The sequence below is a fragment of the Mucilaginibacter sp. genome, from assembly GCF_041663085.1.
Taxonomy (GTDB): domain Bacteria; phylum Bacteroidota; class Bacteroidia; order Sphingobacteriales; family Sphingobacteriaceae; genus Mucilaginibacter.
This window is the reverse complement of the sequence record NZ_JBAZRC010000150.1, coordinates 1-11994: the sequence shown is the minus strand read 5'-3', so window position 1 is coordinate 11994 and position 11994 is coordinate 1. Positions and strand designations below refer to the sequence as shown.

The 11994-nt window shown below is 42.5% G+C and carries 11 protein-coding genes; 6 read left to right on the top strand and 5 right to left on the bottom strand.

Annotated elements, in window-relative coordinates:
- Positions 1–1428: proline--tRNA ligase (gene proS / locus WC615_RS19745; RefSeq protein WP_372979783.1), on the bottom strand; the 1428-nt coding region annotated here is incomplete at its 3' end.
- 106 nt (positions 1429–1534) lie between these two features.
- On the opposite strand from proS, the gene WC615_RS19740 reads away from it, so the two are divergent.
- On the top strand, positions 1535–2395 hold the full coding sequence (locus WC615_RS19740) for a hypothetical protein (protein WP_372979782.1): 861 nt from the start codon (positions 1535–1537) through the stop codon (positions 2393–2395).
- Between the two features lie 25 nt (positions 2396–2420).
- Complete coding sequence (locus WC615_RS19735) at positions 2421–3908, top strand: OmpP1/FadL family transporter (protein ID WP_372979781.1); 1488 nt, start codon at positions 2421–2423, stop codon at positions 3906–3908.
- A 129-nt stretch (positions 3909–4037) separates the two neighbouring features.
- Here the strand turns inward: WC615_RS19735 and WC615_RS19730 are convergent, their stop codons facing one another.
- The gene (locus WC615_RS19730) at positions 4038–4517 is read right to left on the bottom strand and encodes a Dps family protein (RefSeq protein ID WP_191176478.1); all 480 of its coding nucleotides are present in this window, start codon (positions 4515–4517) and stop codon (positions 4038–4040) included.
- 105 nt (positions 4518–4622) lie between these two features.
- Here WC615_RS19730 and WC615_RS19725 point away from each other — a divergent pair, with 105 nt between their 5' ends.
- Genes WC615_RS19725 through WC615_RS19715 form a run of 3 tightly spaced genes read left to right on the top strand, consistent with a single transcriptional unit; the run spans position 4623 to position 7041 of the window.
- Positions 4623–5378, top strand: a complete 756-nt coding sequence (locus WC615_RS19725; protein ID WP_372979780.1) for a DUF4905 domain-containing protein — start codon at positions 4623–4625, stop codon at positions 5376–5378.
- A gap of 21 nt (positions 5379–5399) precedes the next feature.
- The gene (locus WC615_RS19720; protein ID WP_372979779.1) at positions 5400–6413 is read left to right on the top strand and encodes a LysM peptidoglycan-binding domain-containing protein; all 1014 of its coding nucleotides are present in this window, start codon (positions 5400–5402) and stop codon (positions 6411–6413) included.
- Positions 6406–7041: a uridine kinase gene (locus tag WC615_RS19715; protein ID WP_372979778.1), complete on the top strand. Its 636-nt coding sequence runs from the start codon at positions 6406–6408 to the stop codon at positions 7039–7041. Before WC615_RS19720 ends, WC615_RS19715 begins: the two co-directional genes overlap by 8 nt.
- 13 nt (positions 7042–7054) lie before the next feature.
- Here WC615_RS19715 and WC615_RS19710 read toward each other — a convergent pair whose 3' ends face one another.
- The 3 genes from WC615_RS19710 to rpsO all read right to left on the bottom strand — a co-directional run bounded on the left by WC615_RS19710 (position 7055) and on the right by rpsO (position 10032).
- Positions 7055–7324, bottom strand: a complete 270-nt coding sequence (locus WC615_RS19710; protein ID WP_067062801.1) for a hypothetical protein — start codon at positions 7322–7324, stop codon at positions 7055–7057.
- A 156-nt stretch (positions 7325–7480) separates the two neighbouring features.
- Positions 7481–9622, bottom strand: a complete 2142-nt coding sequence (pnp, locus tag WC615_RS19705) for a polyribonucleotide nucleotidyltransferase (protein ID WP_372979777.1) — start codon at positions 9620–9622, stop codon at positions 7481–7483.
- A 131-nt stretch (positions 9623–9753) separates the two neighbouring features.
- A complete protein-coding gene (gene rpsO / locus WC615_RS19700) occupies positions 9754–10032 on the bottom strand; it encodes a 30S ribosomal protein S15 (RefSeq protein WP_067062806.1) in 279 nt (92 codons plus the stop codon).
- A 328-nt stretch (positions 10033–10360) separates the two neighbouring features.
- On the opposite strand from rpsO, the gene WC615_RS19695 reads away from it, so the two are divergent.
- Positions 10361–11785, top strand: a complete 1425-nt coding sequence (locus WC615_RS19695; RefSeq protein ID WP_372979776.1) for an MATE family efflux transporter — start codon at positions 10361–10363, stop codon at positions 11783–11785.
- Positions 11786–11994: the final 209 nt, after the last annotated feature.

The following is an 11994-nucleotide window of genomic DNA, read 5'->3' as shown; positions in this document are numbered from 1 at the left end:
CGTCAGGATGCATTTGCCTTCTTCCTGTTTATTGTTCAAAGGTATACAACGGATTGTAGCCTTAGTTTCATCTTTTATCTTTTGTTCGGTTTCGGCGGTGCCATCCCAATGGGCCGATATAAAGCCCGGCTGCTCATCAAGCATCCGTTTAAACTCATCGTAGGTATCAACCTCCGTAGTATTCTCCGTACGGAAATCCGAAGCTTTTTTGTAAATGTTAGCCTGTATCTCTTCCAGCAACGCCTCAATATGCGCTGCAAGGCCTTCCTGGTTTACAGTTTCTTTTGTTTTGTTATCGCGGCGAGCCAGCTCAACTGTACCATTCTGCATATCGCGGCTGCCAATGGCAACGCGCAGCGGAACACCTTTCAATTCATACTCGGCAAATTTAGCGCCGGGGCGATGGGTGTCACGTTTATCAAATTTTATGCTGATATCTTTTGCACGCAGCTCTTTTGTTAAAGCATTCACGAAAGTGGTAATGTTCTCCAGCTCTTCATCGTGCTTGTAAATAGGCACAACAACAACCTGTATAGGCGCCAATTTTGGTGGTAATACCAAACCGGCATCGTCAGAGTGGGCCATGATCAACGCGCCAATTAAACGGGTTGATACACCCCATGAGGTTGCCCAAACAAAATCCTGTACGTTTTCTTTATTGGTGAATTTCACATCAAACGCTTTAGCAAAATTTTGCCCCAAAAAGTGTGATGTACCCGCCTGCAGTGCTTTACCATCCTGCATTAAAGCTTCAATGCAATAGGTATCCAGCGCGCCGGCAAACCTTTCGTTTGGTGTTTTACGGCCTTTTACAACCGGTAATGCCATCCAGTTTTCGGCAAAATCAGCGTAAACATCCAGCATTTGCTCGGTTTCTGCTATCGCTTCGTCTGATGTTGCGTGCGCGGTGTGGCCTTCCTGCCATAAAAATTCGCTGGTACGCAGGAATAAACGTGTGCGCATTTCCCAGCGCATAACGTTGGCCCACTGGTTAACCAGGATAGGCAGATCGCGGTAGCTTTGGATCCAGCCACGGTAGGTATTCCAGATGATGGTTTCGGATGTTGGGCGAATAATTAATTCTTCCTCCAATTTTGCATCCTCGTCTACAATAATATTACCTTCCCCATCGTTTTTCAGGCGATAGTGTGTCACAACGGCACATTCTTTAGCGAAGCCCTCTACGTGGCTGGCCTCTTTTGAGAAAAAAGATTTTGGGATGAGCAGCGGGAAATAAGCATTTTGGTGCCCTGTTTCCTTGAACATTTTATCGAGCACAGCCTGTATTTTTTCCCATATAGAATAGCCATACGGCTTAATGATCATACATCCTCTCACGGGCGAATATTCGGCCATGTCAGATTTAATTATTAAGTCGTTAAACCATTGCGAGTAATCTTCGTCTTTACTTATGACACCTTTGCTCATTTTGTGATATTTGGATTATAATTGATCTGATATTTAACATTTAGCAGGGCTCAAATTTATAAATTTATACGTTTATTTGGCCTTAGAACTTTACATCCTTACAAAAATGAATAGGAACCTTATTAAAGGAATGATTTTGATCAGTGCTATAGCACTGAGTTCCTGCTCCATTAACAAAACCGCATCTATCTCGAAAAACGACGATGACGTGTATTTCTCGCGCGCGACAGCGGCCGAAGAACCGGTTTATATTACCAGAAATAATGAATACAACCAGGAAGCCGACGACCAGGATAGCGATGAAGACGATTATTTCTACTATGATGATTACTCATCACGTATAAACCGTTTCAGTTATTATTCGCCATTTGGTTATTACGATAACTTTTACTCACCCTATGGTTACGGCTATGGTGGCTACGGCTTAAGCATTGGTTTAGGTTTTGGCTATGGCTACGGCGGTGGTTTTGGTTACGGCGGCTTTGGCTATGGCTCTCCGTGGTATTATGGTGGTGGTTTTGGCTACGGCGGTTTTGGCTACCCATGGGGTGGTTATGGTTACGGTGGCTATTATTCTCCATACTGGGGTATTGGCGGCGGCTATTACGGTTCAGGTTTCTGGGGCTCTTCCGCATATTATAACAATGCACGCCCTTACAGGGGTAATGGCAGCCCCGGCAGCCCGGTATTTGGCAATCGCTCGCGTACTTCTTATGGCGGCAATAACAGCGGCATAGGCTATATTCCATACAGGGGTACACGTGGAGTTAGTACAGGTAACGGCTCAAATGGCAGGCCTGCTTATGGTGATACCCGTGCTACACGTGGCGTACGTACAGATACCAGGCCAACTTACCAACCAAGTGTTGAGCGTTCTGCACCATCAAGCTACGGCGGTGGTTCAAGAGGCGGCGGTGGCGGCTCAAGCAGTGGCGGCGGTGGCGGTGGCAGGCCGGTAAGGAACTAATTATTACTTCAACCTTTAAACATTTATGAAAATAAAATATATACTAAGTGTAATTGCTATAGTAGCATTTACCCAAAATACTTTTGCCCAATATTCACAGGATGCTATCAGGTTCTCGCAAACCGTAAATGGGTCAACATCCCGAATTAAGGCTGTTGGTAACGCAGGTACTGCAGTTGGCGGCGATCTGAGTAACGTTAGTGGTAACCCTGCCGGCCTGGGTTTCTTCACCCGGTCAGAAGTTAGCATAACGCCCGGGTACGATAATTCAAAAACAAAAGCCGGTTCCTATTCGGCAACACGTAACACTGTTAATTTAAATAATGCTGCGCTTGTAATTTATAACCAGCTTACCAAGCCGCGCGGTGCCGATAAAAATAAAGGATGGCTTAGCGTAAATTATGGTGTTGCTTTTAGCCGTACTAATAATTTCGACCAGAACATTCATTATGGTGGCACAAATAACGTTAATTCTATAAATGATTATTATGCCAGCCAGGCAAATCAGTTTGGTTTAGGCCCCGAAGGCAGTTTAATAGATGGGGCTTATCAGCAAAACCTGATAGACAAATATTCTACCGGCCCTAACCCATCGGATTTTGAATACAGGAGCAATAACATTTCAGGTTCGCCTGTTGCACAGGAAGCCTTTATTAACCGTCGCGGCGGTCAATCTGCAGTCGATTTTTCTCTTGGTGCAAACTACAGCAATAAGCTGTACCTGGGTTTTAGCTTAAGCTTTACGGATATTAACTATGACTCATTCAGTACTTTTTATGAAGATGGCTCTTTATCAAGGCTTGAAGGTACTCCCCCGCTGGCCACAACACGCGATTACTCGTCGTCTTACTCTCAAAACCAGTCAACAAGGGGAACAGGTTTTAGCGCCAAAGTAGGTGTTATTTACAAACCTGTAGAGGCGGTACGTTTAGGCGCAACCTTTACCTCGCCAACTTTCTATAATATTGATGATACTTACAACGAAGGTGTTGCCACAAGCATCAATAAGGAAGCTGTAACATCACAAAACTCGGGCAATTACACGCTTAATTATAACTTGCGTACACCTTTAAAATTAGCAGGCGGCGCAGCAGTGTTCATCAAAAACTTTGGTTTTATAACCGGTGATGTTGAGTATGTTGATTACAGCACTGCACATTTGAGCAGCAACCCCGATTATAATGCCGACAGAGTTGATAACCCAGACATTAAAGGCTTATACAAATCGGCCATTAACGCGCATGTGGGCGCCGAGGCACGCATAAACAGTTTCTTTTTACTACGCGGCGGTTACGGTATACAAGGTGATGCCCGTAAAGACAATGGCAGCGATATTAAAACTACCAGCGGTGGTATAGGCCTGCGTTTTGGTGCTTACTACGTTGATGCTACCTACGCACACTCAACCGGCACGCAAACTATTTTCCCTTACGACCTGGGTAACGCAAGCCCGGCAGCCATGTTAAAAAACAGCAACAATAATGCTTACTTAACTTTAGGATACCGTTTCTAATACAAATTTGAGATATTGATGTAAGGTTGAAACAGAATCTTGCCCAACAAAAAAAGCGATGAGTACTACTCATCGCTTTTTTTGTTGGGGTAAATCAGCTCTGATTAACTAATCACTGATCTCTAAATCTTAATCTTCGTTCACAAATGAACGTAACATCCAGGTGTTCTTTTCTTTGAATTGCATAAAGCGGTTCACCATATCGTTGGTACCGTCATCACCGGCATCGGCTGTAATATCCAATATCTCGCGCTCCATTTCAATCAGGGCGGCCATATCATCAATTATTGCCTTCACCATGGCTTTATCTTTTAAGCCGATGGTATTTATTTCTTTAATGGTAGATGTGGTTATATAATCTTTAAAAGTGCTGTACGGTGGCTTACCTAAAGTAAGGATCCTTTCGGCAAGTTCATCAATTGTAGTTAAAGCTGCGGTATATAGTTCTTCAAACTTAACGTGTAAGGTAAAAAAGTTTGAGCCTTTAACATTCCAGTGGCAGCCACGTAGCTTTTGATAATGGATATGATAATTTGCCAGCAGATCGTTCAGATGATCAACAACCGGTTTTACTTTTTTTTCTTCTAAGCTTATTTTTTCAGCGTCCATGATGTATGTGATTTTAGTTTGTTGTGATAACAGCCCTTTGCGGCCTTTGTTTATCAAATTTAAGCGTTTTAATATTAATGCACATATTTGCAAACTTAAATGACAATGCTACAACCATTCATCTCCCAAACTTTTAACGGCACAGTATGGCGCCTGCAAATTGACGGGCAAAAATGTATAATGGCGGTTGAATTACGCAACGAACAGGATAAACAAACCAGTTTTGTATCGCTTAATTTAACTACGGGGCAGGTTTATTTCGATAGCCTGGTTATGCCCGAACGCTGGCTAACCGGTATCGAAGCTGTTTACAATGGTATAATGTTATTGCATTATTATAAACATGAGAGCGGGCCCGAACATAAAACCATTATTGCCATTGATGCTAAAACAGCTGCCGAGGTTTGGAGCAACTATAACCTGGCGTTTGATCACCTGTCTGTTAATGGCCCTATAGTATACAACACTAATATCCAGCCAAAAAAATTATTATTGATTGATGTACTTAGCGGTAAAATCCTTAGGCCGTATGATGCAATACAGGATAAACCTTTTGAAACGGAGATAGTCATACCCAATATGATGCCTGCCAGCCAATTGGTTCCTGGCAGCCTGCCTGCAGAACCTTATGGAAATATGGTGCATTATCTAAACCATAATAGTTACAGAATTGTATCTTTGCACACTTTAAAAAATGGGGAACTGCAACAGCTTCTTTATATTTTAAAAGATACCGAAGTGGTTTATTACGATTTATTGAACCAGCATATACAAAAATTACAACCCGAGGCGTTTGTATTACATAAAAACAGCTTCATTTATATAAAAAACAAGGCCGAAATAAAGGTTTTAGAAATATAAATTACTGAATAAGAATTTATTATGAAATTTAAAATACTATTATTATCCACTATTTTGCTTGGCCTCACCTCCACCCTTTTTGCATCGGCCCCGGTTGATTCTGTAGGTGTTGAGAACCTGAACGGCAAAAAAGTGATCCTCCATAAACTCGACCCAAAGGATAACTACTACTCTATAGGGCGCAAATACGGCGTTAGCCCAAAGGTGATACAGCAATTTAACAACAATGCCAGCCTGCAAATTGGCCATATTATTAAAGTACCTACCGAGCGGTCGATAATGGAAACGGTTAAACCTACACCCGCCGGGCAACCGCCTGTACAAGCCCCAACAAAAACTGCAGAACAGGCACCCGCTAAACCACAACCAAAGCCTGTTGAGCAAGCGCCGGTAAAAACGCAAGCTGCCGTTACGCAGCCACCTGCCCAAACCGAGCAAAAAACAGCACAGGCGCCTGCAGCAATAGCCACCTCACAACAGTATAAAGTATCGGCACATGAAACGCTTTACGCTATAGCCAAACGCTTTAATACCACGGTTGAAGCCATTACTGCATTAAATAATTTAAAATCTACAAACCTTACCGCCGGGCAGGTATTATTGGTGCCCAATGGCACACCGGCAGAACAGCCCGCACAAGCTACTACAGCAGTAGCGCCGGCGCATGTTGATACTGTTAAGCGCGATTCTACCTATGTTGCCGTGGTTGATAGTTTGGAAAACCACAAACCGGGCACAAATAAATATGGCCTGTTCGAAAAAAATGAAAAAGGTGTAGCCACCTGGATTGACGACGCCAGCCTTGACCCTAACAAAAAGCTTATATTGCACCGTACAGCCCCTATAGGCACCGTAATGCGTATAACCAACCCCATGAATAACCGCACTACATTTGCCAAAGTGGTAGGCCGCTTTACCGACAGCCAAAGTACCCGCGACGCAATAATTGTAATGACCAAAAATGTAGCGGATGCCTTAGGCGCGCTCGACAAACGCTTTCAAGTAAATATCAGCTACGGTACTCCTAATGAATAAACCTTATGTAATTGGCGTTGCCGGCGGCAGCGGATCTGGTAAAACCTTCTTTTTAAAATCCTTCCTTGAACACTTTAGCGATAACGAAGTGTGCCTGGTATCGCAGGACGATTATTATTTCCCGGTTGGCCACACCATGACCAAGGAGGAAAATAAGCTGTATAACTTTGATCTCCCCTCTACCATCGATCATGAGCACTTTGAGAACGATATTTTTAGGCTACTGAACAACGAATCGTTCATGAAGCAGGAGTATACCTTTAATAACCAAAATGCTATCCCAAAAATGCTGGAGATAAAGCCCGCACCTATTATTATTGTGGAAGGCCTTTTTATCATGCACTTCGGCAAAATTAAGGACGTACTTGATATGACCATATTTATTGAGGCCGACGAACACATAGCCCTGCATCGCCGCCTAAAGCGCGACCTGGAAGAACGTGGCTACTCTAACGAAGATGCATACTATAAATGGGTAAACCACGTTGTACCGGCTTATAAAGAGTATTTGCTACCCTACCGCGAAGTGGCAGACAAGATTGTCATCAACAACACACAGGAAGCGGCCGATATCATCAAGATAACAGACGAAATTTCGAAAGAGTTACGCGAGAAGGTTTTGAGTTAAACCCTGTTAAGTATCAATCGCAGTTAAGCAACAGATCGTAGTACTTTTTCATTAAAACGGTATCGTAGTTTACAAGGGAATTGTAGGCCTCGGTAACAAGTTCGTTCAAAATAGAGGAGCCAAGCTGCCCTGCCCCATTTGGAATGGAATCATAATAGGTAATAAGCTCTTTAACCCTGATAATTTCATACAATAGCTTCTGGATCAGATCCGTTTGTGCACCGGTCTGTATCCCTTGAGAGTTATTGAGAAAATCTAAAGGATCATTGGTAGTAGATGTCATTAGCAAATTAGTGCCGGCTTGATATTGTTTGTCTTTTATTATCCTTAACTAAACCAAACCAAAAAGGTTTAGGTTTTGTTTCAATTTTTTATTTTTTTTTAGACTAAATAGCAAAACCCTCTAAAAAGAGGGTTTTGCACTATAAATTAAAGCTGATTAGTTGTTATCAGCGGGTTTGCTTTGCTCAGGGCGAGGCAACAACGCTTTACGTGAAAGCTTTAGTTTACCTTGCTTATCAACATCAAGCAGTTTTACACGTACTTCATCACCTACGTTAAAGATACCATCCATGGTCTCAATTCTGCGGTGATCAATTTCAGATATGTGTAATAAACCATCTTTACCCGGCATAATCTCAACAAATGCACCAAACGGCATAATTGATTTCACTTTACCTTCGTAAATCTCGCCAACTTCCGGTTTAGAAGCAATAGCGCGAATACGGCTTAAAGCTGCATCGATAGCTGCTTTGTTATCGGCAAATACCTGTACAAAGCCCTGGTTATCTTTTTCTTCGATAGAGATGGTAGCGCCTGTTTCGCGCTGCATTTCCTGGATGATCTTGCCACCGGGCCCGATAACCGCACCGATAAATTCTTTATCGATCTTGATCATTACGATACGCGGAGCGTGTGGTTTGTAATCCTCACGTGGAGCGGTCATGGTTTTGGCCATTTCGCCAAGGATGTGTAAACGACCATCTTTAGCCTGGTTTAACGCGTTGGTTAAAACTTCGTATGAAAGGCCGTTTATCTTCAAGTCCATTTGTACAGCAACAATGCCGTTTTTGGTACCGGTTACTTTAAAGTCCATATCACCTAAGTGATCTTCATCGCCAAGGATATCAGAAAGGATAGCATATTTTGTACCCATTTCATTAGTGATCAATCCCATCGCTATACCAGATACCGGGTTAGAAATCTTGATACCGGCATCCATCAAAGCCAATGTACCGGCACAAACCGTAGCCATTGATGATGAACCATTTGATTCAAGGATATCTGAAACGATACGGATAGTGTAAGGGTTTTGATCCTCAGCAGGTAAAACGCGTTTTAATGAACGCATTGCCAGGTTACCGTGACCGATCTCGCGACGGCCTGCACCCCTGTTAGGGCGAACCTCACCGGTTGAGAAACCTGGGAAATTGTAGTGTAACAAGAATTTTTGGTATCCGTTGATGAACGCGCCATCAATCATTTGCTCATCATCCTTAGCACCTAAGGTAACAGTGGTTAATGATTGTGTTTCGCCACGGGTAAATACTGCCGAACCGTGCGCAGATGGTAAATAACCAACTTCGCTCCATATAGGGCGTATCTGGGTAGTAGTACGGCCGTCTAAACGTTTGCCCTCGTCTAATACAAGGTTACGGATAGCATCGTACTCTACATCATGGTAGTATTTTTTAGCCAATGATTTAGTGATGTCATCAATCTCGCCAAGCGTTTCGATATATGCATCACGTACTGCTTTAAAGCTTGCAGAACGCTCTTCTTTAGCAGAAGCAGCACCGGCAATAGCGTAAACCTGATCATAAGTAGCAGCGTAGATGGCTTTTTTCAGGTCTTCGTTGCTGTGCTCATGGTTGTAAACGCGTTTTTCGGTTTTACCAACTTCAACAGTAAGCTCTTTTTGAGCTAAACATTGTATTTTAATAGCGGTATGTGCAAATTTAATAGCTTCAACCAATTCAGCTTCCTGAATTTCGGCGCTCTCACCTTCAACCATGTTGATATCGTGCTCGCTACCGGCAACTATAAACTCTAAAGTTGCATTTTGTAACTGGCTTAAGGTTGGGTTGATAATTAACTGACCGTCAACTTTAGCAACACGTACTTCAGATATTGGGCCGTTAAAAGGGATATCAGAAACAGATAAAGCTGCAGATGCTGCCAAACCGGCAAGGCAATCAGGCATAATATCTTTATCGGCAGATATTAAAGAGATCATCACTTGTGTATCAGCGTGATAATCATCCGGGAACATTGGGCGCAATGCGCGGTCAACCAAACGAGAGATCAAAACCTCATAGTCTGATAAACGTGCCTCGCGGCGTAAAAAACCACCCGGGATACGACCGGTGGCAGCGTATTTTTCTTGATAATCAACAGAAAGAGGTAAAAAATCGATACCCTCTTTTGCTTCCTGCGATGATACTACAGTAGCCAATAACATGGTATCACCCATTTTAATTACTACAGACCCATCGGCTTGTTTGGCCAATTTACCGGTTTCGATCTCAATGGTGCGGCCGTCACCTAAATCAATAACCTTTTTAATTACGTTTAAACTCATCTTGTTTGTTTTGTGACACGCTTTTCATCTTTCGGAGCGCATCGTTTTTTTATGTGTGTGTATATTTGTTTCAAAAGTAAAAAAGCCATCCAAAAATAAACGGACGGCTTTTTATTAAAAACTTGTAAAAGTTATTTGATGATATCCCTAAGCGCTAACGCTTTGATAATAGCACGATATCTTTCAATGTCTTTTTTGTACAGGTAAGCCAACAAACCGCGGCGTTTACCTACTAATTTTTGCAGTGATAACTGGGTTGAAAAATCATGTTTGTTCTTTTTCAAGTGACCGGTTAAATGTGCAATACGAGTTGTGAATAACGCAACCTGACCTTCAGTTGAACCTGTGTCTGTAGCTGCTTTACCATGTTTTGCAAAGATCTCTGCCTTTGCTTCTTTACTTAAATACATTACCTGAATAATATTAAAGCGTAAATAATTCTATTAATTGGGTGCAAAGATAAGCTTTAAATTCAAAAGTAAAAATGATTTTTGGGTGATTAATTAATGGTTGATTGGGGTAAATGATGAGTGGCTTTAGGTCCCCCTCCTGAGAAGGGTTAGGGATGTGTTAGTTGTTATGCTAATATTCAACAATATGTCGCAATTAGCCCGCATATATGTCATTATTACACAGTGTGAGATAAAAGCTTTAAACATACTTTTGCATAGTTACATTTTGTTACCTTATTCCGTAAAGTCTAATATATTAATAAGCACCTGTTTAAATAAACCTTCCATGTCACAAACCATTACCCCAAGGGGCAAAGCATATTCATTTTTCAGCGTTTTAAAGCAATCGCTAAAAGGCGAACATGTGGACCTCACTGCCATCAGCATAAAAAGAGCCATTGTTTTATTAGCTATCCCCATGATGCTGGAGATGGCTATGGAATCCGTTTTCGCATTGGTCGACTTGTATTTTGTTGGTCACTTAGAAAACAGCAGCCACGCCATACAAACAGTAGGTTTAACCGAATCTGTACTTACCGTAATATACTCTTTAGCCATTGGTTTAAGTATGGCGGCAACAGCTGTTGTTGCCCGCCGCATTGGCGAAAAAAATCCCGAAGCAGCATCAAAAGCAGGCATGCAAACTATTGTAATTGCCGTGATTGTAAACATAATCATCAGCATATTCGGGTTGCTACACGCCCGCGACCTGCTGCTGCTCATGGGTGCTTCTACAGAAACGGCAGACCATGGCACACCATTCGTCCGTATCATGATGGGCGGGAGTGTGATCATCGTATTATTGTTTTTAATAAACGGAATTTTCAGAGGGGCAGGGAATGCCGCCATCGCCATGCGTAGCCTATGGATAGCCAATATAGCCAACATTATTTTATGCCCTATCTTTATCAGGGGCCTCGGCCCTATCCCCGCATTTGGTTTAACAGGTGCAGCCATAGCCACAACCATTGGCCGCGGTTTAGGCGTATCATACCAGGTATACAACCTGTTTAATAACAAAAATGCTTTAATAGTGCGCTTAAGCTATTTTATACCCGACTGGAAACAGATCAAAGCCATCATCAAGGTGGCGGCACCGGGCATCCTGCAATTTGTAATAGCCAGTTGCAGCTGGATCTTTTTGGCGCAACTGGTTGCAACTACAGGGGGCGACCAAGGTTCGGCAGGGTATCAAACCTCGTTACGATTAATGATGTTCTTTTTGTTACCTGCCTGGGGCTTGAGTAACGCCGCCGCCACACTGGTTGGCCAAAACCTTGGCGCAGGCCGGGTTGACAGGGCTGAGCAATCGGTATATCAAACCATAAAGTATACGGTTGTTTTTTTAGGAGTAGTGAGCATATTGTTTTTAACCTGTGGCCATCTGTTCGCATCATTCTTTACCGATGATGATGGGGTGAAAAAAGTAGCTACCCGCTCGTTACAAATTTTAAGCGGGGGCTTTATCATTTTTGGAATGGGGATGATCTTCACCAGTGCCTTTAATGGTGCCGGGGATACCTGGACACCTACCAAAATAAATTTCTTTACATTCTGGCTATTCCAGATCCCCCTTGCTTATTTATTAGCCAAATATTTTGAAATGGGTCCAACCGGCGTTTTTATCTCTATCCCCGTTGCCGAGATCGGTTTAACTATAGCCGCTTATATTCTGTTTAAGAAAGGCAAATGGAAAAAGACGTTGGTTTAGGGAATTTATTTCACGCAAAGACGCAGAGACGCAAAAGGTTGAATTTTAATTGCGTCTTTGCGAGAAATATTTACTTTTTTGTCATTTATTTTTTCTCCAAAATAATCTCTTTCGCCTTATCTAACAACTCATCTTTACCGGCTTTTATACCGGCAATGGTTGGTTTTGCAACCACATCAATCTTAATACCTTTACGCTGCGTTTCGGTA